The organism is Streptomyces parvus, from assembly GCF_014648875.1.
GTDB classification, from domain to species: Bacteria; Actinomycetota; Actinomycetes; order Streptomycetales; family Streptomycetaceae; genus Streptomyces; species Streptomyces parvus.
Genome location: NZ_BMRY01000010.1, coordinates 1 through 22,743, shown reverse-complemented (window position 1 = coordinate 22,743; position 22,743 = coordinate 1). Strand labels below are relative to the sequence as shown.

The following is a 22,743-nucleotide window of genomic DNA, read 5'->3' as shown; positions in this document are numbered from 1 at the left end:
GTCAGGGTAAGAGACATGACCTTCGACGCGAGCGAGACCACATTCCAGAACTCCGACACCGACCCCCATGCCAATGACGCCGCGCCCTACGGCGGCGGCGACCCGTACGCCGACTACCGCGAGGCCGGGGACCTCGCCTTCACCGAGCTGGTCGACCTCGCCGACCGCCGCCTCGGAGCGGGAGTGATCGCCGCCAACGACGAGTTCTTCGCCGAGCGCGAGAACCTCCTGATCCGCGAGCGCGCCGTCTTCGACCCCGAGCACTTCGGGCACAAGGGCAAGATCATGGACGGCTGGGAGACCCGCCGCCGCCGCGGCGCCGACGCCGACCACCCCTTCCCCGCCCCCGAGGACCACGACTGGGCGATCGTCCGCCTCGGCGCGCCCGGCATCATCCGCGGCCTGGTCGTGGACACCGCCCACTTCCGCGGCAACTACCCGCAGCGCGTATCCGTGCAGGCCACCTCCGTCGAGGGCGCCCCGGGCCCCGAGCAGCTGCTCGCCGACGACGTGAAGTGGGAGGAGATCCTCCCGCCCACCCCCGTACGCGGCCACGCGGCCAACGCCTTCGAGATCACGAGCGGCCGCCGCTACACCCACATCCGCCTCTGCCAGCACCCCGACGGCGGCATCGCCCGCCTCCGCGTGCACGGCGAGGTCGTCCCGGACCCGGCCTGGCTCGCCGCGCTCGGCACGGTCGACCTGATCTCGGTCCTCAACGGCGGTACGTACGAGGACGCCTCCGACCGCTTCTACTCCTCGCCCACCCAGATCATCCTGCCGGGCACCTCCCGCAAGATGGACGACGGCTGGGAGAACCGCCGCCGCCGGGTCCGCGACACCAACGACTGGGTGCGCTTCCGCCTCCCCGCCCAGGGCGCGGTCCGCGCGATCGAGATCGACACCGCCTACCTCAAGGGCAACTCCGCCGGCTGGATCGCCCTCCAGGGCCGCAACGGCGACACCGGCGAGTGGTTCGAGATCCTCCCGCGCACCCGCCTCCAGCCCGACACCCTGCACCGCTTCGTGCTGCGCGCCCAGGCCGTCGTCACCCACGTCCGCCTCGACGCCTTCCCCGACGGCGGCGTGGCCCGGATGCGGCTGCACGGCACCCTCACGGAGTCCGGCGCGGCCGAGCTGACCCGCCGCTACGAGGAGTCGGGCGCGTAACCCCGTAAGGCCTCCTGGCGGCCCCCGGTTCCCGCCCGGCGGACGGTTGCGCATCAGCGCCCGCCCGCCGGGCGGTTTCCAACGGACCCGGCGGCCCGGCGGGTCGGCCGCTCAGGCCGCGTACGCCGTGAAGCGCAGCGTCTTGGCCAGCACCCGCCAGGTCACCCAGGCGAACGCCCGGTTCACCCCGTTGCAGAAGGCCTCGCCCGTGCAGTCGGTGGGCCGGTCCTGCCAGGCCCGGACCGTCATCGTGTGGAAGCCGAGGGTCCGCGAGAACGCGAAGCGGATGTGCATGCCCCGGCCCAGCTGATGGCCCGGCAGCGTGTTGATCTGGAAGAAGTCGTCCCCGATGTACTCGACCTCGACCGGGTTGCCGCCCAGCAGCTCGCACCGCGCCCCGGCCCGGATCCGCCCCGCACACCCACCGCTGACCGGGAACAGCCAGAAGTGGTCGGTCAGCTGCCGCCGTACGGCGTCCGGCCCGGTGAAGGGGTGCAGCCCCAGGGTGTAGCCGTACGTGTAGAGGTCGTAGCAGCCCGCCGGACCGGCCCGGCAGTCGGCGGCGGGGGCCGTGGCGACGGCAGGCACGGCAGCGGCGGGCGCGGGCGACGGGCCCGTCAGCAGCCCCGCGCACAGGGCCAGCACGACCGGCACGGCGGCGGAGCCGGGCATCCGAACCCTCCCGTGGCCTGCGGCCGAAGCATCATGCGACGACCCTTCGGACCGTAGGCCACGGGAGACCCACCCGCGCGCGGACGTACGCCGAAGGGGCGCCCCCTCCGCCGCGACGAATCCGCCGCAGCGAGGAAGACGCCCCTCCGGGGGTGCGGGTCAGGCCGTGGCCGCCGCCGCGTCCGCCGCCTGGGCCTTCAGGGCGCGCTCCACACCGGACCGCGACTCCGACATCAGCCGGCGCAGGGCCGCGCTCGGCTCGGCCGAGGCCAGCCAGGCGTCGGTGGCGTCCAGGGTCTCCTGCGAGACCTGGAGGGCCGGGTAGAGGCCCACGATGATCTGCTGGGCCATCTCGTGGCTGCGCGAGTCCGAGACCTCCTTCACCGAGGCGAAGTACTTCTCCGTGTACGGGGCCAGCAGCTCACGCTGGTCCGGCTGGACGAAGCCGGAGATGACCGCCTCCTGGAGCGAGTTGGGCAGCTCGCCGGACTCGACGACCGCCGCCCACGCCTGGGCCTTGGCCTCCTCGGACGGCTGGGCCGCCCGCGCGGACGCCGCGTGGCGCTCGCCCGCGGCGGTCTTGTCCCGCTCGTACTCGGCGGCGATCTCCTCCTCGTCCAGCAGCCCGGCCGCCGCCAGCCGCTGCACGAACGCCCACCGCAGCTCGGTGTCGACGGCCAGGCCCTCGATCGACTCGGTGCCGTCCAGCAGCGACTGGAGCAGGTCCAGCTGCTGCGGGTTGCGGGCCGTGGCCGCGAAGGCGCGCGCCCACGCCAGCTGGTGGTCGCTGCCCGGCTCCGAGGCGCGCAGGTGCGCCAGCGTCGCGTCGGTCCACTGGTTGAGCGCGCCCTCACGGGTCTCCGGGGCCGCGTACAGGTCGAGCGCCAGCTTCACCTGGCGGTGCAGCGACTGGACGACGCCGATGTCCGACTCCTTGCCGATGCCGGAGAGCACCAGCGAGAGGTAGTCGCGGGTCGCCAGCTCGCCGTCGCGGGTCATGTCCCAGGCCGAGGCCCAGCTCAGGGCGCGCGGCAGCGACTCGGCGAAGTCGCCCAGGTGCTCGGTGACGACCCGCAGCGACTCGGCGTCCAGGCGGACCTTCGCGTACGACAGGTCGTCGTCGTTGAGCAGGACGACCGCCGGACGGGCCTTGCCCACCAGGGCGGGCACCTCCGTGCGCTCGCCGTCGACGTCCAGCTCGATCCGGTCGGTGCGCACGAGCTTGCCGTCCGCGTCGAGGTCGTAGGCGCCGATGGCGATCCGGTGCGGGCGCAGCGTCGGCTCGCCCTTGGCGCCGGCGGGCAGCGCCGGGGCCTCCTGGAGCACGGTGAAGGAGGTGACGACGCCGTTCTCGTCGGTCTCGATCTCCGGGCGCAGGATGTTGATCCCGGCCGTCTCCAGCCACGCCTTCGACCAGGTCTTCAGGTCCCGTCCGGAGGTCTTCTCCAGCGCGCCCAGCAGGTCGGAGAGGCGGGTGTTGCCGAAGGCGTGCGCCTTGAAGTACGCCTGCACGCCCTGGAAGAACGCGTCCTTGCCGACGTACGCCACAAGCTGCTTGAGCACCGAGGCGCCCTTGGCGTACGTGATCCCGTCGAAGTTGACGAGGACGTCTTCCAGGTCGCTGATGTCCGCCATGATCGGGTGCGTGGACGGCAGCTGGTCCTGCCGGTACGCCCAGGTCTTCATGGAGTTGGCGAACGTCGTCCAGGAGTGCGGCCACTTCGAGCCCGCCGCGTCCGCCTGGCAGGCGATCGAGGTGTAGGTGGCGAACGACTCGTTCAGCCAGAGGTCGTTCCACCACTCCATGGTCACGAGGTCGCCGAACCACATGTGGGCCAGCTCGTGCAGGATCGTCTCGGCGCGGACCTCGTACGCCGCGTCCGTCACCTTGGAGCGGAAGACGTACTGGTCGCGGATGGTGACCGCGCCCGCGTTCTCCATCGCGCCCGCGTTGAACTCCGGGACGAAGAGCTGGTCGTACTTGGCGAACGGGTACGCGTAGTCGAACTTCTCCTGGAACCACTCGAAGCCCTGCCGGGTCACGGCGAAGATGTCGTCCGCGTCCAGGTACTCCGCCAGCGAGGGGCGGCAGTAGATGCCGAGCGGGACGGTCTGGCCGTCCTTCTCGTACGTGCTGTGCACCGAGTGGTACGGGCCGACGATGAGGGCCGTGATGTACGTGGAGATGCGCGGCGTCGGCTCGAACGCCCAGACGTCGTCCTTCGGCTCCGGCGTCGGCGAGTTCGAGATGACCGTCCAGCCGGAGGGGGCCTTCACGGTGAACCGGAAGGTCGCCTTCAGGTCCGGCTGCTCGAACGAGGCGAAGACGCGGCGGGCGTCGGGCACCTCGAACTGCGTGTACAGGTAGGCCTGTTCGTCGACCGGGTCGACGAACCGGTGCAGGCCCTCACCGGTGTTGGTGTACGAGCAGTCGGCGACGACCTTCAGCTCGTTGGCGCCCTCGCGCAGCCCGGCCAGGGCGATCCGGGAATCACGGAACACGGCGGCGACGTCCAGCGCCTCACCGTTGAGCACCGCCTCGTGGACGGCCGGGGCGACCAGGTCGATGAAGGTCTCCGCACCGGCCTCCGCGGAGTCGAAGCGCACGGTGGTCACGGACCGGTAGGTGCCGCCCTCCTGCGCTCCGGAGAGGTCGAGATCGATCTCGTACGCGTCCACGGTCAGCAGGCGCGCCCGCTCCTGTGCCTCTTCGCGGGTCAGATTCGTGCCAGGCACGCGGTCATCTCCTTTGATGGTGACGTTTCGGATCATCCTTCCATGTCCGGCCCTGCTGGACGATGGGTAGCGCCTTCTTCCTACCGTTGGTAGCATCGCTGGTATGAAGATCAGTGTGAGCCTGCCTCAGGAGGATGTCGCCTTCGTCGACGAGTACGCGGCGAAGACCGACGCGGGTTCCCGGTCCGCTGTCATACACGCCGCTATCGAGTCGCTGCGCACCGCGGGCCTGGAGGCGGAGTACACCGAGGCGTTCCAGGAGTGGGACGCGAGTGAGGACGCCGCTCTGTGGGACCGCACGGTGGCCGACGGGCTCACGGATGCGTAGGGGCGACATCCACCTCGTGGACCTGGAGCCCGCGCGGGGGAGCGAAGCCAACAAGGTGCGTCCGGCGGTGATCGTCTCCAACAACGCCGCCAACCGGTCGGCCGAGGTGTCCGGTAGGGGCGTCGTCGCCGTGGTGCCCCTGACCTCGAACACTTCGCGGATCCTCAGCTTCCAGGTGCTTCTCACCGCGGAGGAGAGCCGCCTTCCGCAGAACTCCAAGGTTCAGTGCGAACAGATCCGGGCGGTCTCTCCCGACCGGATTCTGAAGCGCCTCGGTGAGGTGCCCCGTCAGCGCATGGCGGAGATCGACAAGGCTCTGCGCCGCCACCTCGCCCTCTGACCCGTACACACAAAGGGGCGGGCACCGGTGCACACCGGTGGCCGCCCCTTTCCGTACGGGTACGGGAGTGCGTGCCGCGCGTCAGCCCTTCAGCTCGGCCGCCACCAGCTCCGCGATCTGCACGGCGTTCAGCGCCGCGCCCTTGCGGAGGTTGTCGTTGGAGACGAACAGCGCGAGGCCGTTGTCCACGGTCTCGTCGACCCGGATGCGGCCGACGTAGGAGGCGTCCTTGCCGGCCGCCTGGAGCGGGGTCGGGATCTCGGACAGCTCGACGCCTTCGGCGTCCTTCAGCAGCTCGTGGGCGCGCTCGACGCCGATCGGGCGGGCGAAGCGGGCGTTGATCTGGAGCGAGTGGCCGGAGAAGACCGGGACCCGGACGCAGGTGCCGGAGACCTTCAGCTCCGGGATCTCCAGGATCTTGCGGGACTCGTTGCGGAGCTTCTGCTCCTCGTCCGTCTCGAACGAGCCGTCGTCCACGATCGAGCCGGCCAGCGGCAGCACGTTGAAGGCGATCGGGCGCTTGTAGACGCCGGGCTCGGGGAAGTCCACGGCCTCGCCGTCGTGGACCAGCTTCTCGGCGTCGGCGACGACCTTGGAGGCCTGGCCGTGCAGCTCGGAGACGCCGGCGAGCCCGGAACCGGAGACGGCCTGGTAGGTGGCGACGGTCAGCGCTTCGAGACCGGCCTCGTCGTGCAGCGGGCGCAGCACCGGCATCGCGGCCATCGTCGTGCAGTTCGGGTTGGCGATGATCCCCTTGGGGCGGACCTTCGCCGCGTGCGGGTTGACCTCGGAGACGACGAGGGGGACCTCGGGGTCCTTGCGCCAGGCGGAGGAGTTGTCGATCACCACGGCGCCCTGGGAGGCGACCTTCTCGGCCAGCGCCTTCGAGGTCGCGCCGCCGGCGGAGAACAGCACGATGTCCAGGCCCGTGTAGTCGGCCGTGGAGGCGTCCTCGACGGTGACCGGGGAGCCCTGGAAGTCGATCGTGGAGCCCGCGGACCGGGCGGAGGCGAACAGCCGCAGCTCGTCGACCGGGAAGGTGCGCTCGGCCAGGATCCTGAGCATGACTGTGCCGACCTGACCGGTGGCGCCGACGATTCCGACCTTCACGAGGACTCCTCTGTTCTGTACACCTGTGCGTCTGTGCGGTCCGTATGCCGCACCATGATGCGTATGTCCCGGCCCGCCTTGTCCAATCCATTGTCCGACCTGCGGACTCTTCCCGCGAGGGCCGCAGAATCTGCAACGTCCGTGCCTGCGTGGGGAAACATCTGCGGCGCCGCGGACGGCCTGTGACGAGGAACACGCACAGCGGGGCGGGTGCTCGTGAGAGCGCCCGCCCCGCCGTCGTACCGCAGGGGATCCGTTACGGCGTGACCTTCTCGATCACGACGCTGCCGGTGCCCGCGGCGGTGCCGCGGGCGTTGACCAGCTGGACCTCACCGAAGAACTGACGGCCCTCGGGAGCCGCCCCGGCGACCACGACCTCGGCGCCGACCTTGGCGGAAGCGCCGTTGGCCAGGTTCACCGCCTTGGAGGAGTCGACCTTGATCGTGCCGAGCGACGCCGCGTAGTACACGTCGCGGTAGTCGTACGTGGTCGACCCGGACGGGACCGAGTAGCCCTCGACGACGACGGTGTACGTGCCGGCGGCGGGCTTCACCAGGCTGACCGCCTCCTCGGAACCGGCGGTGGTGCCGCTGCCGACCTGCGTGGCGCCCCGGAAGACGTACAGGTCGAGGTCGGCGTTGGCGTCCGACGTACCGCCGATGGCGAAGTCGAGCTTCTCGACGCCCGCCCCGATGGTCACCGTGGTCTCACGGGTCTGCCCCGTGGAGATCGACGGCTTGTCCACCTTGGCCGAGCCCAGCGAACCGCCCTGGAGCTTGCCCTGGAGGGCGGCGGCGGTGTTGGTGACCGTCCAGTCGACCGCGGCCGGAGCGCCGACCTTCGCCTCGGCGATGGTGCGCACCGCCGGGTCGAAGGCCGCGCCGAGCAGCGAGACGTCCAGCTTGTACGGGTTGTCCAGCAGCGGCGACGTACGACGCGACTCGACCTCGATCTCCCACACGCCGGGCTGCGGGTCCTTGTAGGAGCGCACGTCCGGGCGGCAGGTGTTGGCCGGGTTCTCGTAGTTCGGGTAGCAGTTGATCGTGGAGGTCGGGTCGACCGGCGTCCCGTACGGGTGCAGGGCGATGAACCGGGTCTGGCTGCCCGAGCGCAGCGCGCTGAGGGCGACCTCAAGGGTCTTCGCGCCCTCCGGCACGTTCACGAAGTACGACGTGGTGCCGTTGCGCTGCACCGAGCCGGACGTCTTGTAGGCGTAGCCGGGCTGCTTCAGGTCGTGGGCGACCACGACCGTGGTCATGATCTGGTGGTCGACGCCGGAGGTCTTCTTGTCGTCGACCCGGAGGATGGCGCTGTGCACCCCGGCGGTCTTGGCCTTGGCCTTGACCTTCAGCTTGACCGGCGTGTCGAGCGGCAGCGAGACGTACCGGGGGCTGCTGAGCTCGAAGGTGCCGTCGTTGTTCTTCCACGTCAGCTTGTGCTGGACGTCGCGGTCCGGGCCCGTGGTGCGGGTGACGACGACGTCGTAGACCTTGGACTCGCCGACCTTCAGGCCGCCCTCGCGGTCGTAGAGGCCGGTGCCGAAGCCCGGGTCCTTCAGCGCGAAGTCGATCGCGGTGTCGACCGGGGCCTTCACCGAGAACTCGTGCGCGGGCTTGCCCTGCTTGGCGATCTGCTTCCAGGCCTTGACGATGTTGATCAGACCGGAGCCCTGGACGTGCGCGGGCACGTCCTTGATGTGGCCCGCGGTGCTGGTCAGCGCCACACGCAGATCGGCCGGGGGAAGCTCGATGCCCTGCTGCTTCGCTTTCGACAGCAGCAGCGCGGCAGCGCCCGCTGCCTGCGGGGAGGCCATCGAGGTGCCCTGGAGCATGGAGTAGCCGGCCGGCAGGTCGTAACCCGCCTCCTTGACCGGACCGCCCGGCGCCCAGGTCTGGGTGGTGTTGATGGACGCGCCCGGCGCCGAGATGATCGGCGTGAAGCCGCCGTCCTCACGCGGACCGCGCGAGGAGAAGGGCAGCATGTCGTACTTCTTGGTGACGTTGGAGCCGTAGTTGGCCGCCCACGTCTCCTTGGAGATCGACGCGCCGACCGAGATCACGTGGTCGGCGAGCGACGGGTCGCCGATGGTGTTGAGACCCGGGCCGCTGTTGCCGGCCGAGATGACCAGCTGCACGCCGTAGATGTCGACGAGGCGCTTGTACAGCTCGGCACGCGCGTTGTTGCCGTCGTTCAGCGGCGGCAGGCCGCCGATCGACATGTTGACGATGTCGACGCCGCGGTTGACGACGAGGTCGATCATGCCCTCGGTCAGTGCGATGTTGGTGCAGCCGCCGGACCAGGTGCAGGCGCGCGAGGAGACGATCTTGGCGCCGGGAGCGGCACCGTTCATCTCGCCGCCGAACAGCCCGTTGGCCGCGGTGATACCCGCGACGTGCGTGCCGTGCGAGCCCTCGATGACACCGATGTTGACGAAGTCGGCCTTGGCGCCGGCCGCGTTGTAGGTGACACCCTTGCGGGTCTCGACGACGAACGGGATGCGCTCGACGACCGGGGTCCGCGGGTCGTCCTCACCGAAGTAGGAGACCTGGAACTTCTCCTTGTACGGCTTGAGGACCTTGTCGTCGGAGAAGTCCGCGTTGCTGTTCAGGTCGACCCGCGTGGTGCCGGTGACCGGGTCGTACAGCACGCCCCAGACGTCGGTGGTGTCACCGTCGCGGTTGAGGTCGCCCGCCATGTCGCCGCCGGTGGTGGCCGACTCGGCGAACGTGGCGAACTTGTAGCTGCCCGCCGGGGCCGCGTACGTCTTGCCGCCGGCCGTGAACGTCGGGCCGCTGACGGACTCGGACATCCGCAGCCAGGTGCCGTCCCCGTCGCTCACCGGGTCGGTGGCGGTCACCCAGTCGACGATCTTGCGCTCGCCGGTGGTGGTCTTCTTCAGGGCCGGGTGACCGAGGTCGACGCCGGAGTCCAGGACACCGATGGTGATCCCGCGGCCGTCGGCCTTCGGGTTCTTCTTGACGAAGTCGACCGCGCCCGTCTCGAACGACGGGTTGTACGGGTTCTTCGCCGGGGTCTTCTTGTTCGGCGCCGCGTAACTGCCCGTCGCCTTCGTCTGCTTGGCACCGGCGGCCCGGTCGCCCTTGGGCGTCGGGTCGTCCAGCTTGATCTCCTGCTTGAGATCGATGCCGAGCACGGAGGAGAGCTTGGAGGCCGCCTTGATGGTGGACTCGGCGCTCTTCGTCGGAACCGTCGCCCGGACGTAGCCGAGCTTGTCGTAGGTCTGGCCGAGCACGGAGCCCTCGACGGCGTCCAGCTGCTTGCTGACCTGCTCGGTCGCCCCGGGGGTGGTGGCGACCATCATGGTGACGCTCTTCTCGCCCTTGGCCTCGGCCTTCGCCAGGACGTCGGCGTCGGCCTTGCCGAGCTTGTCGCCCCGGTCGCTCGTGGCGGCCGGTTTGACGGGGGCCGGAGCCGGGTCGCCGACGGCGAACACCGGAGCGGCACCGGTGGCGGTGAGAGCGGCCACGAGGCCCGCCGCGGCCGCTATGCGGGCCGCTCGTCTCGCGCCCGGTATGGAACTGGGGGATTCCTTGGTCATCAGCATCCCTGTTGGTGAAAGAGAGAGTCCGGAATTCGGTACCGGATGACCGCTCACCCTGTCGTAAATGACAGAGGTTTGTGGAGAGTTGACGGAGACGAGTTGGCGACATGGCAGAGATCCGCCACTGGGGGCAATGCGCCACCAGGGATGAATGAGGTGAAAGTGACCTCCGGAGGGGCGAGTTTGAGACAGGTGGTCCGTACCAGCGCCGGACGGCCGTCCCTGTGTGGAGGGCCTCGCTCCGGATCCCGCGCTCGACACGGCGGCACCCCCGCGCCCGCTCAGCGCGGCAGCACCATCACATACGCGGCCGGCTCCCGGTCCGCCGCCGCCATCAGCGCCGTCCGCACCACCGTCGCCTGCTGGTCGAGAGCCTCGCGCAGCTTCCTCGGCGTGAGGTGGACGACCGTGATCCCGAGCCGCTCCAGATGCTCCCGCTTCGCGGCGTACGCGGACCACTGCGGGTCCTCCTGTGCCCGGCCGCCCCGCCGCCCGGGCGCGCCGTGCCGGGGCGCCCGGGAGTCCAGCTCCACCGCCACCGCGTGATCGGGCCAGTAGGCGTCGACCCCGCCGAGATCCGGCCCGCCCGGCAGCCGCAGCTCCACGTTCCACACCGGCTCCGGCAGCCCGTACTCGCGCACCATCGCGTACAGCCGCGCCTCCGCCACCGCCCGCCCCTCGGCCAGCAGGGCGTCCACCGCGTTCACCACGGCGGTCCGCCCCAGCAGCTTCGCCTCGCTCAACTCGCGTACCACGGCGGCCGGTTCGCAGTGCCCGTCGCGTACCGCCTCGGTCAGCAGCCGCCGGACGTCCGCCGCGTCGACGGTGGCCGCCACGGCGTCCGCGAGCGCCCGCTCCACCGGGGCGACGGGCACCTCGCCCACCCCCACCGGGTCCGGCATCGAGGCGGTCCGCAGCACCTCCACGAACCGGGTGGACCGCAGCCGCCGGGTACGGGGGACCAGCACGTCGATCCGGTGCAGTGTGCCCAGCTCCGCGACCGAGGCGAAGCCGTGCAGCGCGAGCGCGGCGACCCCGGTGACCATCGCCTCCCCGTACCCCGCGTCCGGCGCGCCCGCCGCGGTGCGCCGCGCGGAGACCGGCGGGCGCCCCGCGTACAGCAGAGCCCCGTGCAGCCGCTCCTGGCCGGTGGGCGGGCCCGGGTGCAGCAGATAGACCCCCGGCAGCAGGTGCTGCCAGGGGCCGCCCGGCAGGCACTGGGCCGACGTCTGCGCGGCGGACACGCCCCGCGCCCTCAACTGGGCGGCGGACAGGACACGCTGCGTCACATCGTCGGGGTGAAGGGGGAGGCGCGGGAGACGGGCGGAGAGCGGGGTGTTCTGGGTCATGTCCCGGGGTTTCCCGCCCGCGTAGGGGGCCCTAACCCCTGTTACACGCCCGTCGACATTCCCGGACAACGCCGTCCTAAAGTACGGACGTTCGACAACCGAAAAGGGCCGTCGCGCCGGGAATCGGGGAGGGGCGCCCCGGGCGGGTGTACGAGCGCCGCTTTCACGCCGCACGCACGCCTCACCCGAGCGCCCCTCGCTCACGCCCTCCCGCCTACGCGGACCGGTCGCACTCCTGCCCGCGCAGCGCCCGCGCGAGATCGTCCCGGGCCTCCAGCACCAGCCGCCGCAGTGCCGGGGCCGCGTCCTCGTGCTCGCCGAGCCAGGCGTCGGTCGCCGCGAGGGTCGCGGGGCTGTCCTGGAGACCGGGGAACATCCCCCGCACCACATGCATGCCGATCTGGATGGACCGCTCCGCCCAGATCCGCTCGATCACCTCGAAGTAGCGCTTGGCGTACGGGGCCAGCAGCTCCCGCTGCGAGGACTGCTCGAAGCCCGCGATGGTCGCCTCGACCAGCGCGTTGGACAGCTTGTCCGACTCCACGACCGCCGCCCACGCCTGCGCCTTCACCGCCTCCGACGGCCGCGAGGCCAGGCACCGTACATGGTGACGCTTGCCGGACGCCGTGTCGTCGCGGGCCAGCTCGGCGTCGATGGCCGCCTCGTTCGCCACCCCGTGCGAGGCGAGCGGGGAGAGGAAGGCCCAGCGCAGCTCCTGCTCGACGTCGAGACCGTCGATCCGGGCCGTGCCGTCCAGCAGCCCGCCCAGCAGCCGGAAGTCCTCCTCGGACGAGGCGACCGCGGCGAAGAAGCGGGCCCAGGCCAGCTGGTGCTGGCTGCCCGGCCCGGCGGCCCGCAGCTCGCGCAGCGCGCCCCCGGCCAGCGCCCGGCCGCCCTCCTCGCGCCAGTCGGGGGCCGCGTAGTTGACCAGCGCGGACTGCGCCCAGGCGTGCAGCATCTGGACCACGCCGATGTCGCTCTCGCGCCCGGCGTGTGCCAGCACCAGCGCGACGAAGTCGCGGGCCGGGAGGACGGCGTCCCGGGTCAGGCCCCACAGGGCGGACCAGCACAGCGCACGGGCCAGCGGGTCGGTGATCTCGCCCAGGTGGTCGCGGAGCGTGGCCAGGGAGCCCTCGTCGAAGCGGACCTTGCAGTAGGTGAGGTCGTCGTCGTTGACCAGGATCAGATCGGGCCGCTCGGAGCCGGCCAGCGCCTCCACCACGGTCCGCTCGCCGGCCACGTCCACCTCGGCGCGCGCGTACCGGGCCAGCTCGCCCTCGGGCGTAAGCCGGTACAGGCCGACCGCGACGCGGTGCGGGCGCAGCTCGGGGTACGAGGCGGCGGCCTCCTGGACGACGGCCAGCTCGGTGAGGACGCCCGCCGCGTCGTACACGGGCACCGGGGTGAGCGTGTTGACGCCCGCCGTCTGGAGCCAGGAGCGCGACCAGGCGGTCATGTCCCGGCCCGAGGTCTCGGCCAGCACCGACAGCAGGTCCCCGAGCCGGGTGTTGCCGTAGGCGTGGCTCTTGAAGTAGCGCCGCGCGCCCTCCAGGAACGCGTCCCGCCCCACATACGCCACGAGCTGCTTCAGCACGGAGGCGCCCTTGGCGTACGTGATCCCGTCGAAGTTCAGCTTGGCGTCCTCCAGGTCACGGATGTCGGCCGTGATGGGGTGCGTGGAGGGCAGCTGGTCGGCGCGGTAGGCCCAGGCCTTGCGGTTGTTGGCGAAGGTGATCCAGCCGTTGGTGAAGCGGGTCGCCTCGACCATCGAGAAGGAGCCCATGAAGTCCGCGAAGGACTCCTTCAGCCACAGGTCGTCCCACCACTCCATGGTGACCAGGTCGCCGAACCACATGTGCGCCATCTCGTGGAGGATGACGTTGGCCCGCCGCTCGTAGGCAGCCGAGGTGACCTTGCCGCGGTAGATGTACTCCTCGCGGAAGGTGACCATGCCCGGGTTCTCCATGGCCCCGAGGTTGTACTCCGGCACGAACGCCTGGTCGTACTTGCCGAAGGGGTAGGGGAAGTCGAAGTTGTCGTGGAAGAAGTCCAGGCCCTGCTTGGTGACGAGGAAGACGTCGTCCGCGTCGAAGTGCTTGGCGAGCCCCTTGCGGCACATCGCGCCGAGCGGGATGTCCAGCGTGGTGCCGTCGGCGAACGTACGGCTGTAGTGGTCGCTCACGTAGTGGTACGGGCCGGCGACGACGGCGGTGATGTACGTGGAGATCGGCTTGGTCTCGGCGAAGGTCCACACCCCGCCCTCCCGCGACTCCTCGGCCCCGTTGGACCAGACCCGCCAGCCGGCGGGGGCGGTGACCTGGAAGCGGTAGGGAGCCTTCAGGTCGGGCTGTTCGAAATTGGCGAAGACGCGGCGGGCGTCGGCCGGCTCGTACTGCGTGTAGAGGTAGACCTCGCCGTCCTCCGGGTCGACGAAGCGGTGCATGCCCTCGCCGGTCCGGCTGTACGCGCAGCGGGCGTCGACCACGAGGACGTTCTCGCCCTCCAGGAGCCCGTCCAGGGCCACCCGCGTCCCGTCGAACACGACGGCCGGGTCCAGGGCGTTCCCGTTCAGCGTCACGGCGTCCACGCTCGGCGCGACCAGGTCGGCGAAGGTCGAGGCACCGGCCCGGGCGGAGCGGAACCGGATCGTGGTGAGCGACCGGAACGTCAGCGGACCGCCGTCCCCGTCGTCCCCCTCGGGCCCGCCGACGGCGGACCGCAGGTCGAGAGCGACCTCGTATCCGTCGACGGTCAGCAGCTCGGCCCTCTTCTGGGCCTCGTCGCGGGACAGGTTTTCACCGGGCACGGGCACTCCTTCGTGACGCGCGTCTTGTGTCGTGTTCGAACCCATTGATCCTTGCATGCGTCCTCGCGCGGCGGCAGGCAGGGAATGGGTCGCCCCCGGGAGACGTTCTCCTTCGAAGGCGAACACGCCCTTCGTGTGTCACGCCCTGCTGTGGAACGCGCCCTTCAGAGGAGAGACATGTCCGAGAACACCCCGGCGAACGGCAAGACCCCGGTCGACTTCTGGTTCGACCCGCTCTGCCCCTGGGCGTGGATGACCTCGCGCTGGATGCTGGAGGTGGAGAAGGTCCGAGACGTCGAGGTCCGCTGGCACGTGATGAGCCTGGCCGTCCTGAACGAGGACAAGCTGGACGAGCTGCCCGAGGAGTACCGGGACATGCTGGCGAACCAGGCGTGGGGCCCGGTCCGGGTCGTCATCGCCGCCCAGCAGCTCCACGGCGACGACGTGGTCGGCCCCCTCTACACCGCGCTCGGCACCCGCTTCCACAACAACGGCGAAGGCCCCACCCCCGAGGCCGTGGCCGCCGCGCTGAAGGACGTCGGCCTGCCCGCCGGCCTCGCGGAGTACGCCGACAAGGACACGTACGACACCGAGCTGCGCGCCTCCCACAAGGAGGGCATCGACAAGGTCGGCCAGGAGGTCGGCACCCCGGTCATCGCGGTCCCCGGCGCGGACGGCGAGCAGGTCGCCTTCTTCGGCCCGGTCGTCACCCCCGCCCCCAAGGGCGAGGAGGCCGCGAAGCTCTGGGACGGCACGCTGCTGGTCGCGTCCATCCCCGGCTTCTACGAGATCAAGCGGACCCGGACGCAGGGGCCGGTCTTCGACTGACGCAGCACCCGGTCCTCGACCGACGCGGGCCGGAAATCCGCGAGCGCGGGTATCCGTGTGGGGGCGGCGCCCCCTCGCGGGTACCCGCGAGGCGTTGTCAGTGGTGCGCCGTACGGTGAGGAGCATGCGAATCTCACCGGAGATGATCACGATCGACTGCGCCGACCCCCAGACGCTGGCCGCCTGGTGGGCCGAGGCGCTCGGCGTCGAGGACACCCAGGACTACGACGCGTTCGTCGTCCTCGCGGCCACCCCGCTGGTCCTCGGCTTCCAGCGGGTGCCCGAGCCCAAGCCCGGCAAGAACCGGGTGCACATCGACTTCGCCTCGCCCGACCGCTCGGCCGACGTGGAGCGCCTGGAGAAGCTGGGCGCGACCGTCGTCGGCGAGCAGTCGATGCAGGGGATGACCTGGACGGTCCTCAAGGACCCGGAGGGCAACGAGTTCTGCCTGGCGGACGCGGGCAGCCACTGACCGGCCCCCGGAGTCCCGGGATCCCCGGGGGCGACCGGCCCCGGGGATCCACCGACCCGCCCCGGTCTCCCGCTACTTCATCACTTCATCACTTCATGCCGAGCACCTGCTCCAGCGGATCGATGAGGAAGTACACCAGGAAGAGCGCCGCGGTGCCCCACAGCAGCCAGTGGACCTCGCGCGCCTTGCCCAGGCACGCCTTGATGACCACGTAGGCGACGAAGCCGGCGCCGATGCCGTTGGTGATCGAGTAGGTGAACGGCATGACGACGATGGTGAGGAAGGCCGGGATGGCGACGTCGTAGCGGTCCCAGTCGATGTGCTTGACCTGGGTCATCATCAGGAATCCGACCACGACGAGGGCGGGCGCCGCCGCCTGCATCGGCACGATGGTCAGCACGGGCGTCAGGAAGAGGGCGAGCGCGAACAGCCCGCCGGTGACCAGGTTGGCGAAGCCGGTGCGGGCCCCTTCGCCGACACCCGCGGCCGACTCGATGTAGGTGGTGGCCGACGACGAGGATGTGGCGCCACCGGCGACGGCGGCAGCACCGTCGATGAGCAGGACGCGGCCGAGGCCGGGCACCTGGCCCCGCTCGTCGAGGAGACCGGCCTCCGCGGTGACGCCCACGACGGTGCCCATCGTGTCGAAGAAGTCGGACAGGATCAGGGTGAAGATGAGCAGGACGACCGTCAGCACGCTGACCTGACCGAACGACCCGAACAGGTCGAACTGGAACAGCAGCCCGAAGTCGGGCGCGGCGACGGGGTTTCCGGGGATCGAGGGCGACGTCAGGCCCCACCCCTTGATGTCGGCGATCTCGTTGATGACGATGGCGACGGCGGTCATCAGGACGATGCTGATGAGGATCGCGCCCTTCACCTTCCGGGCGACCAGGACGATCGTCAGGAGCACGCCGAGGCAGAAGACGAGCATCGGCCAGCCGGTGAGCGTGCCGGTGCCGAGCTGGACGGGCACCGTGGAGTTCGCGGCGTCGGGGATACGGGTGACGAACCCGGCGTCCACGAAGCCGATGAAGGCGATGAACAGACCGATACCGACGCTGATCGCCTGCTTCAGGGGTTGCGGGATGGCGTGCATGATCGCCTCGCGCAGCCCGGTCACCACCAGAACGCAGATCAGCAAGCCCTCAAGCACGATGAGCCCCATCGCGTCTTCCCAGCTCATCAGGGGCGCGATCTGGAAGGCCACGACGGCGTTGATGCCCAGACCCGCCGCCAGCGCCAGTGGCAGATTGCCTCCCACACCCATGATCAGCGTCATCACCGCGGCGACCAGAGCGGTGGCGGTCACCAGCTGCACACTGTCCAGCGTCTCGCCGAACTTGTCCTCGGCCCCGCCGAGGATGATCGGGTTGAGCACGAGGATGTATGCCATCGTGAAGAACGTGGCGAATCCACCACGTATCTCCCGTATGTAGGACGAGCCGCGTTCGCTGATGCGGAAGAACCGGTCGACGGCGCCCCCTGATGCGGCGGGCTTCGCGTCGGGCGGCGGTGGGCTGGTCGGGCTGGCGTGCATGACGGAGTCTCCTGGACATGCGGATGAATGAGGGGACGGGTGGGCGCCGGCGGCTGCCCGAAGCGCGTGGCAGGCACTGTGCGAACGCACATACGGCACCTTGCGAGCGGATCATACGCGGCGCTGACGGGAGCGCAACTACCCGCGTAGAGCGTCTCGTTGGCACCCTTTCGCTCCTGTGCTTTCCTACGGAATCGGTGGTGACCTTTGCCGCCAAACCGGCAGGCAGCCGACAGAGGGTATGGAAGTGCCGGTGACAACTCCCCTACTCTCCGTGCGTGCACCCACCACTCCCCTTCAACGCGCGGGCAGCGCGCGCCTTGCGCGAGAAGCTCGGGATGGCCCCCGGTCATGTCGCGTACGGCATGCGCGCGTCCTTCGGCACGACGCACATCACCCCCGAGCACGTGATGGCCTGGGAACGCGGCACCCACGTCCCGGACGCGGGTGAACTGACGGCCCTGGCAGGCGCGCTGTGGTGTCAGCCCAGTGAACTGATGGGCCACCCCGGCACCTTGCTGGAACACCGCATCGCGCGTGGCGTCTCCGCCGAGGACGTCGCACGCGCCACGGGCCTGACCCTCGACGCGTATCTGTCCATGGAGGAGGCCGGTCAGTGGACCGGCGACAAACGGCAGTCCGTCAAGCTCGGCGAGGTCCTCCGGCTGCCCCCGCGCGACTTCATCGCGATCACCAGACTGGAGGAGGAGCTGGCCCGCCTCCTCACCGAGGCGGTCTCCACCCGCTGGCAGGCCCACATCCGCGCCATCGCCAAGCTGGTCTCCATGGACCGCCGCGATCTGAAGGCCCCGTTGCAGGCCATGCAGCAGGACTACCAGGCCCTGATGACGGCCACCCTGAGCCGGGCGGGCGGGACGACGGCGTCCGGTGAGGACGGCCGCCGGTACGTCGAGAACATCGTCGACCACTTCTGGAGCCGGGTGCCGGGGCCTTCCTAGCCGCTGCACCGGCGGGCTGCGGGTGTCTGCGGGGGCGTGGGGCCCCGGCCTCACACCGGAAGGTCCCACCCCGGACCGTCCTCGGTGCCGATCCACACCCGCTGCCGGGCAGCCGAGACCGTGATGCCGAAGCCCTCCTGATGCGGCTCGCCGGCCGCCTGCCAGAGCCGGACCGCCGCCTCGACCCGGTCCCACAGGCGTACGGGACCACGCTGTACGACCGTCCACGCGCCGTCGGGCCCGGCAGCGTCCGCGCCTGGGAACCCGTGGAGACGTCCCAGAGGATCTGCTCCGCGCCCGCTCCCATGCGCTCCGCCGCAGGAGCGGCAAGCTGGGCCACCCAACTGCCGGTCCACGTCCCGATCACCGCCGGGTCGACGAGGCTCGTCCGCTCCTCACCGGGGAGCAGGGCCAGGGGAGGCCGGGGCGGCCGGTCGCGCGGCCGCGCGATCATGAAGCTGGTGTATCCGGGCAGGAACCGTCCTGTCGCCGACCCCGGGCCGGTCACGGTGAGGAGCGCCAGCCCGGAGGCGTAGCTCCAGCCGGAGAGGGTGACCAGGATCTTCCCGCCCGGTTTCACCTGGTGCAGCCAGGCCATGGGGACGTACCGGACCGAGCAGGTGGCGATCAGCCGGTCGTACGTGCCCGCGCTCGCGTGCGGGTCTCCCCGCAGACCGTCCCCGACGACCAGGCGCGGCGCGTACCCGGCCGCCTTGAGGGCGGAGGCGGCGGCCCGCCCGACCACCGGGTCGTACTCGACGCTGGTCACCCGGTCGTCGCCGAGGCGGTGCGCACCGAGGGCGGTCGAGTAACCGGTCCCGGTGCCGACCTCCAACACCTCCTGTCCCGGCTCGACTTCGAGCTGTTGCCACATGCGCAGTTGGAGGGCAGGGGACCGAGTGCGTCGAGGTCGCCCACACCGCCGACGGCGGCCGGGCGGTCCGTGACAGCAAGGACCCTGCCGCCGGGCTCCAGTTCTACGGCCCCGGCCACTGGGCCGCGTTCATCGACGGTGTGAAGGCCGGCACCTTCGGCGACTGAGGGTACGGTCACCAGGACATGAACGACATCCTCCTGCTGCTCGCTGTGTTGGCCGTGTTCGTCACGCCGACCGCCCTGGTGTGGCTGCTGGGGCGACGGGCGGGCTTCCCCCGCTGGATGCTGCTCGCGTTCCTGCTGGCCGGTTGGCTGACTGTGTTCGTCGGATGGTCACTTTCGCAGCGCGCGCAGCCATTCCTGTTTCCCGACACGTCGCCCTGCTTCAGCACGCGCACCACACCTGTCTCGCAGTATTTCCCGCCTGACTCGTTCTGCCGCCACGCGGGCGGAGAGCTGCGGACGGTCAACGGGCCGGACGCCAAGCTCGCCTTCTGGGCTGCCGCGACCACCACCGTGGCCATGGCCGGTACTGCGGTGGTGTGGCGTCGTCGACGTGTGTGATCGTGCTCGTTGAGTCAAGGGCGGCTGAGCCCGAACAGTGATGACCCCGCCGAGCAGTTGGCCTGGCGACGGCTGACCGCTCGGCACGGTGACCGGCTCGGCGAGATCATGGCGGAGCACGGCTGGCCGACGGCGGAACTGGTCGGCGAAGAGGCCGCGCGTGCGGCATGGTTCATCGCTCAGCACGCGGACCGGCAGCTCGACATTCAGCGTCGCGCCCTTCGGCTGATGCAGCAGGCGGTGTCGGCGGGCGCGGCCGGCCCACGCGAACTGGCCTTTCTGCGTGACCGCACGCTGGTCAACGAGGGGCGTCAACAGGTCTACGGCACGCAGATCGCCGGTGTGAAGGACGGGGCACCGGTTCCGTGGCCCTGCGAGGAGCCCGAGCGCGTGGATGAACTCCGGGCGGCAGTCGGCATCGAGCCCTTCGACGAGTACGTCGCCCGGTTCTCGTAGGCGTTACCGTCCCGAAGGCCCGCCCTGCACACCCCCCGGCGCCGCCGCCTCCAGCTCCGCCACCGTGCCCGACATCACCGTACGGATGTGGCGTGTCAGGTGCTCCGCCGGCCAGTCCCACCAGGCCACCGCCAGCAGGCGCGCGATGTCCGCCTCCTCGTAGCGGGTGCGGATCAGACGGGCCGGGTTGCCGCCGACGATGCCGTAGTCCGGGACGTCCGAGACCACCACGGACCGGGCGCTGATGATCGCGCCGTGGCCGATCCGCACGCCCGGCATGATCACCGCCTCGTAGCCGATCCAGACGTCGTTGCCGACCACCGTGTCACCCCGGTTGGGGAGGCCCGTCAGCAGGTCGAAGTGGTCGGTCCAGGAGCCGCCGAGCGTGGGGAAGGGGAACGTGGACGGGCCGTCCATGCGGTGGTTGGAGCCGTTCATGATGAACCGCACCCCCGTCGCCAGCGCGCAGAACTTGCCGATCACCAGGCGCTCCGGGCCGTAGTGGTACAGCACGTTCCGGGTCTCGAACTCCGTGGCGTGCTCGGGGTCGTCGTAGTACGAGTAGTCACCGACCTCGATCAGCTCCGAGGTGACCAGCGGCTTCAGTTGCACCACGCGCGGCTGGCCGGGCATCGGGTGCAGGATGGTGGGGTCCGCCGGGACGGGCGTGGGGGCAGAACTCATGGCGTCATCGTGGCATCCGGGCCCGCCGATCCGCTGACCATTATTGCCCCGGCCACCTCCCTCGGTCGCACTGCCCGCCCCCGCCGCGCCTCCGTAACCGCGCCGCACCGCCCCGCCTCCGTAACCGCACCGCCCCGGCGCCCTCCCGTAACCCCTCTACGCGGCCCCCGCCCCGCACCCCACCCGGAACGGCTCCCCCTGCGACCAGTCCGCCGCCACGCCCCGCATCACCAGCGCGCTGTCCAGCACCGCGCTGCCCGGCGGGAAGCGGTCCGGGTCCTCGAAGAACGAGGAGCGTACGTGGCGCGGGCGGCCCGCCGTCACCTTCCAGGTGTCCGTGGAGAGTTCGAGGACGTCCAGGTGGTCGCTCCCGGTGCGCGGGGAGAGGCCCCGGCTGCCCCGGCGGAAGAACTCCGACGCCTCCGCCAGGTCCGTGAACAGGCCGCTGCCGTGCAGTTCCCCGGCCGGCTCCACCGTGGCGTCCACCTCCACCGCGCCGTCCCGGGTCGCGAAGGCCACGCGTACGGCGTCGGGGTCCTCCCGCACCGTGAAGTCCGCGCGGCCGTGCTCGCCCGGGTAGATCCGGCCGCCCGCGAAGGAGTTGAGGCGGGAGGCGGTGTCGCGGCGCGGGATGTAGACGCCCCGCTCGACGCCGTCCGGGCCGTCCCACTCGACCGAGATCCGGTGCGCCGCGTTCTCGCTGGTCAGCCCGGTCGCGGCCGGGGCCCAGGCGGGGCGGACGCCGCCGATCCGGAGCAGGCAGATTCCGGCCACCGTCTGGCCGCGCACGAGTTGGGGCCGCAGCGGCGAGGGCAGCAGAGCGGCCGCGACGTACGGGTCGACCCGGTAGTTCACCAGGAGGCGGCGCTCGATGACGCTGGACAGCCGGGATCCGATCATGAGGCGTCGCCTTCCGGCGCGGAGCGCCACTTGGTGTTGCGGAGCACGATCTGCTCGGGGCAGACCGTGCTGAGGAAGCGGCCCACGCACAGGGCGAGCCGCTCCTCGGCGAGCGAGTAGAGGATGCGGTTGGCGTCCCGGCGCTCCGTGACGAGCCCGGCCCCCTTGAGTACGCCCAGGTGGCGCGAGATGGACGGGGCGCTGATCGAGAACCGGCTCGCGATCTCCCCGGCGGCCAGCTCGCCGCCCCGCAGGTCCTCCAGGATCTGGCGGCGGGTGGGGTCGGCGAGCGCGCGGAAGGCGCTCGCCTCTTCGTCTGCCGGAAGGGCGCGTGATTCCATGTGTGCATGTTTAGCACATGAGCTAAACGGCTAAGGAGTCGGCATGGGAAGGCCCCCGCGAGTCACGTCCTCGCGGGGGCTCTCCGTTCATCCGCCTGCCGAAGTGAAGGTTGAGAAGACGATCACGAGGCAGGACGATTCCGGCGTGCCGACAGGGTCGGCGTCGCTCAGGGAGCGAGCAGCAGCACGTCCGCGCGCTCCTTGGCGGCGGCGTAACGCTTGGCCACGTCCTGCCAGTTGACGACCTGCCACATCGCCTCGATGAAGTCCACCTTCTGGTTCTTGTACTGCAGGTAGAAGGCGTGCTCCCAGGCGTCGAAGACCAGGATCGGGACCGATCCCTGGCCGACGTTGCCCTGGTGGTCGTAGACCTGCTCGACGATCAGCTTGCCGCTGACGGGCTCGTACGCGAGCACGCCCCAGCCCGAACCCTGGGTGGTGGCCGCGGCCTTCGTCAGCTGGGACTTGAAGCCCGCGTAGGAGCCGAAGGACTCGGTGATCGCGTCGGCGAGGTCGCCCACGCCGTCCGCCGCGAGGGGCTCGCCGCCGCCGTCGCCGGTCATGTTGTGCCAGTAGATCGAGTGCAGGATGTGGCCGGAGAGGTGGAACGCGAGGTTCTTCTGGAGGCCGTTGATCGCTCCCCAGGCCTCCTTGTCGCGGGCCTCTTCCAGCTGCTCCAGAGTGTCGTTCGCACCCTTGACGTACGCGGCGTGGTGCTTGTCGTGGTGCAGCTCGATGATCTGCGGGTTGATGACCGGTTCGAGCGCCGCGTAGTCGTACGGGAGTTCCGGGAGCGTGTACGTGGCCATGGTTCGAACCCTCCGACTGCTGGGAATGCCGTCCAGTTGTTATTGCAACCTATATGCAGGAGCAATCTACGGGCAGGCTAACAGGAGGACGGTCCGCGAAGTGATCAGCCCTTCGGCCTAGGTCCTGTCGTCAAACTGCCGTCTGCCGCGCGACGCCTGGCACGCACGCTCGCTGCGTTACCGAAATGCCCTGGTAGCTCCGCTACAAGACCATTCCGGCGCCTTGCGATCGCACGCACCA

The 22,743-nt window shown here is 70.5% G+C and carries 19 protein-coding genes and 2 pseudogenes; 9 read left to right on the top strand and 12 right to left on the bottom strand.

What is annotated here, in order from left to right:
• The first annotated feature begins 15 nt into the window (after window positions 1-15).
• Entirely contained in the window at window positions 16-1,170 is a 1,155-nt protein-coding gene (gene alc / locus IE140_RS27040) for an allantoicase (protein WP_032762146.1), read from the top strand.
• 111 nt (window positions 1,171-1,281) lie between these two features.
• Here the strand turns inward: alc and IE140_RS27035 are convergent, their stop codons facing one another.
• On the bottom strand, window positions 1,282-1,842 hold the full coding sequence (locus tag IE140_RS27035; protein ID WP_150196842.1) for a hypothetical protein: 561 nt from the start codon (window positions 1,840-1,842) through the stop codon (window positions 1,282-1,284).
• Between the two features lie 159 nt (window positions 1,843-2,001).
• Window positions 2,002-4,578: an aminopeptidase N gene (pepN, locus tag IE140_RS27030; RefSeq protein WP_150196843.1), complete on the bottom strand. Its 2,577-nt coding sequence runs from the start codon at window positions 4,576-4,578 to the stop codon at window positions 2,002-2,004.
• A gap of 103 nt (window positions 4,579-4,681) precedes the next feature.
• On the opposite strand from pepN (IE140_RS27030), the gene IE140_RS27025 reads away from it, so the two are divergent.
• The gene (locus IE140_RS27025) at window positions 4,682-4,906 is read left to right on the top strand and encodes a ribbon-helix-helix domain-containing protein (RefSeq protein ID WP_093438185.1); all 225 of its coding nucleotides are present in this window, start codon (window positions 4,682-4,684) and stop codon (window positions 4,904-4,906) included.
• Complete coding sequence (locus IE140_RS27020) at window positions 4,899-5,246, top strand: type II toxin-antitoxin system PemK/MazF family toxin (RefSeq protein ID WP_093438178.1); 348 nt, start codon at window positions 4,899-4,901, stop codon at window positions 5,244-5,246. The genes IE140_RS27025 and IE140_RS27020 overlap by 8 nt, the downstream gene beginning before the upstream one ends.
• A gap of 81 nt (window positions 5,247-5,327) precedes the next feature.
• Here the strand turns inward: IE140_RS27020 and IE140_RS27015 are convergent, their stop codons facing one another.
• From IE140_RS27015 to pepN (IE140_RS27000), 4 genes are all read right to left on the bottom strand, one after another.
• Window positions 5,328-6,356 (bottom strand): aspartate-semialdehyde dehydrogenase, encoded by a 1,029-nt coding sequence (locus tag IE140_RS27015; RefSeq protein ID WP_032762131.1) that lies wholly within the window; start codon window positions 6,354-6,356, stop codon window positions 5,328-5,330.
• A 256-nt stretch (window positions 6,357-6,612) separates the two neighbouring features.
• The gene (locus IE140_RS27010) at window positions 6,613-9,921 is read right to left on the bottom strand and encodes a S8 family serine peptidase (RefSeq protein ID WP_189460784.1); all 3,309 of its coding nucleotides are present in this window, start codon (window positions 9,919-9,921) and stop codon (window positions 6,613-6,615) included.
• Window positions 9,922-10,199: 278 nt separating this feature from the next.
• Complete coding sequence (locus tag IE140_RS27005; protein ID WP_150196845.1) at window positions 10,200-11,267, bottom strand: hypothetical protein; 1,068 nt, start codon at window positions 11,265-11,267, stop codon at window positions 10,200-10,202.
• A 214-nt stretch (window positions 11,268-11,481) separates the two neighbouring features.
• Window positions 11,482-14,073, bottom strand: a complete 2,592-nt coding sequence (pepN, locus tag IE140_RS27000; protein WP_150196846.1) for an aminopeptidase N — start codon at window positions 14,071-14,073, stop codon at window positions 11,482-11,484.
• A gap of 177 nt (window positions 14,074-14,250) precedes the next feature.
• Between pepN (IE140_RS27000) and IE140_RS26995 the strand changes: the two genes are divergently transcribed.
• Together IE140_RS26995 and IE140_RS26990 are read left to right on the top strand one after the other, a co-directional pair.
• Window positions 14,251-14,901: a mycothiol-dependent nitroreductase Rv2466c family protein gene (locus IE140_RS26995; protein ID WP_093438166.1), complete on the top strand. Its 651-nt coding sequence runs from the start codon at window positions 14,251-14,253 to the stop codon at window positions 14,899-14,901.
• Between the two features lie 124 nt (window positions 14,902-15,025).
• On the top strand, window positions 15,026-15,373 hold the full coding sequence (locus IE140_RS26990; protein WP_032779172.1) for a VOC family protein: 348 nt from the start codon (window positions 15,026-15,028) through the stop codon (window positions 15,371-15,373).
• Window positions 15,374-15,461: 88 nt separating this feature from the next.
• Here the strand turns inward: IE140_RS26990 and IE140_RS26985 are convergent, their stop codons facing one another.
• Window positions 15,462-16,913, bottom strand: coding sequence for an NCS2 family permease (locus tag IE140_RS26985; RefSeq protein WP_093438088.1), 1,452 nt, complete (start codon window positions 16,911-16,913; stop codon window positions 15,462-15,464).
• 338 nt (window positions 16,914-17,251) lie between these two features.
• Here IE140_RS26985 and IE140_RS26980 point away from each other — a divergent pair, with 338 nt between their 5' ends.
• Window positions 17,252-17,872 carry a helix-turn-helix domain-containing protein gene (locus tag IE140_RS26980; RefSeq protein ID WP_150196849.1) on the top strand — a complete coding sequence of 207 codons (621 nt, stop codon included), beginning with the start codon at window positions 17,252-17,254 and terminating at the stop codon, window positions 17,870-17,872.
• A 610-nt stretch (window positions 17,873-18,482) separates the two neighbouring features.
• On the opposite strand, the pseudogene IE140_RS36215 reads toward IE140_RS26980, so the two are convergent.
• Window positions 18,483-18,746: pseudogene (locus tag IE140_RS36215) on the bottom strand (methyltransferase domain-containing protein); the annotation flags it as partial.
• 68 nt (window positions 18,747-18,814) lie between these two features.
• Here IE140_RS36215 and IE140_RS26970 point away from each other — a divergent pair.
• The 3 genes and pseudogenes from IE140_RS26970 to IE140_RS26960 all read left to right on the top strand — a co-directional run.
• Window positions 18,815-18,913, top strand: a pseudogene (locus IE140_RS26970) (DUF397 domain-containing protein); the annotation flags it as partial.
• Between the two features lie 18 nt (window positions 18,914-18,931).
• Window positions 18,932-19,312: a hypothetical protein gene (locus tag IE140_RS26965; RefSeq protein WP_109178523.1), complete on the top strand. Its 381-nt coding sequence runs from the start codon at window positions 18,932-18,934 to the stop codon at window positions 19,310-19,312.
• A gap of 9 nt (window positions 19,313-19,321) precedes the next feature.
• Window positions 19,322-19,768 carry a DUF6624 domain-containing protein gene (locus IE140_RS26960; RefSeq protein WP_150196847.1) on the top strand — a complete coding sequence of 149 codons (447 nt, stop codon included), beginning with the start codon at window positions 19,322-19,324 and terminating at the stop codon, window positions 19,766-19,768.
• 3 nt (window positions 19,769-19,771) lie between these two features.
• Here IE140_RS26960 and IE140_RS26955 read toward each other — a convergent pair whose 3' ends face one another.
• From IE140_RS26955 to IE140_RS26940, 4 genes are all read right to left on the bottom strand, one after another.
• Entirely contained in the window at window positions 19,772-20,452 is a 681-nt protein-coding gene (locus IE140_RS26955; RefSeq protein ID WP_150196848.1) for a CatB-related O-acetyltransferase, read from the bottom strand.
• Between the two features lie 156 nt (window positions 20,453-20,608).
• Window positions 20,609-21,352 carry a DUF2071 domain-containing protein gene (locus IE140_RS26950; RefSeq protein WP_189460781.1) on the bottom strand — a complete coding sequence of 248 codons (744 nt, stop codon included), beginning with the start codon at window positions 21,350-21,352 and terminating at the stop codon, window positions 20,609-20,611.
• Window positions 21,349-21,693: a metalloregulator ArsR/SmtB family transcription factor gene (locus tag IE140_RS26945; RefSeq protein WP_032779161.1), complete on the bottom strand. Its 345-nt coding sequence runs from the start codon at window positions 21,691-21,693 to the stop codon at window positions 21,349-21,351. Before IE140_RS26945 ends, IE140_RS26950 begins: the two co-directional genes overlap by 4 nt.
• A 167-nt stretch (window positions 21,694-21,860) precedes the next feature.
• On the bottom strand, window positions 21,861-22,502 hold the full coding sequence (locus IE140_RS26940; protein WP_073216666.1) for a superoxide dismutase: 642 nt from the start codon (window positions 22,500-22,502) through the stop codon (window positions 21,861-21,863).
• Window positions 22,503-22,743 lie beyond the last annotated feature (241 nt).

What these genes read in the sequence shown, in the direction of transcription:
- IE140_RS27035 (WP_150196842.1), bottom strand. Translation starts at nt 1,842, where the DNA reads ATGCCCGGCTCCGCCGCCGTGCCGGTCGTGCTGGCCCTGTGCGCGGGG.
- alc (WP_032762146.1), top strand. Translation starts at nt 16, where the DNA reads ATGACCTTCGACGCGAGCGAGACCACATTCCAGAACTCCGACACCGAC.
- IE140_RS27005 (WP_150196845.1), bottom strand. Translation starts at nt 11,267, where the DNA reads ATGACCCAGAACACCCCGCTCTCCGCCCGTCTCCCGCGCCTCCCCCTT.
- IE140_RS26980 (WP_150196849.1), top strand. Translation starts at nt 17,252, where the DNA reads ATGGCCCCCGGTCATGTCGCGTACGGCATGCGCGCGTCCTTCGGCACG.
- IE140_RS26990 (WP_032779172.1), top strand. Translation starts at nt 15,026, where the DNA reads ATGCGAATCTCACCGGAGATGATCACGATCGACTGCGCCGACCCCCAG.
- IE140_RS27025 (WP_093438185.1), top strand. Translation starts at nt 4,682, where the DNA reads ATGAAGATCAGTGTGAGCCTGCCTCAGGAGGATGTCGCCTTCGTCGAC.
- IE140_RS26950 (WP_189460781.1), bottom strand. Translation starts at nt 21,352, where the DNA reads ATGATCGGATCCCGGCTGTCCAGCGTCATCGAGCGCCGCCTCCTGGTG.
- IE140_RS26955 (WP_150196848.1), bottom strand. Translation starts at nt 20,452, where the DNA reads ATGAGTTCTGCCCCCACGCCCGTCCCGGCGGACCCCACCATCCTGCAC.
- IE140_RS27010 (WP_189460784.1), bottom strand. Translation starts at nt 9,921, where the DNA reads ATGCTGATGACCAAGGAATCCCCCAGTTCCATACCGGGCGCGAGACGA.
- IE140_RS26940 (WP_073216666.1), bottom strand. Translation starts at nt 22,502, where the DNA reads ATGGCCACGTACACGCTCCCGGAACTCCCGTACGACTACGCGGCGCTC.
- IE140_RS26965 (WP_109178523.1), top strand. Translation starts at nt 18,932, where the DNA reads ATGAACGACATCCTCCTGCTGCTCGCTGTGTTGGCCGTGTTCGTCACG.
- IE140_RS26945 (WP_032779161.1), bottom strand. Translation starts at nt 21,693, where the DNA reads ATGGAATCACGCGCCCTTCCGGCAGACGAAGAGGCGAGCGCCTTCCGC.
- IE140_RS27020 (WP_093438178.1), top strand. Translation starts at nt 4,899, where the DNA reads ATGCGTAGGGGCGACATCCACCTCGTGGACCTGGAGCCCGCGCGGGGG.
- IE140_RS26995 (WP_093438166.1), top strand. Translation starts at nt 14,251, where the DNA reads ATGTCCGAGAACACCCCGGCGAACGGCAAGACCCCGGTCGACTTCTGG.
- IE140_RS26985 (WP_093438088.1), bottom strand. Translation starts at nt 16,913, where the DNA reads ATGCACGCCAGCCCGACCAGCCCACCGCCGCCCGACGCGAAGCCCGCC.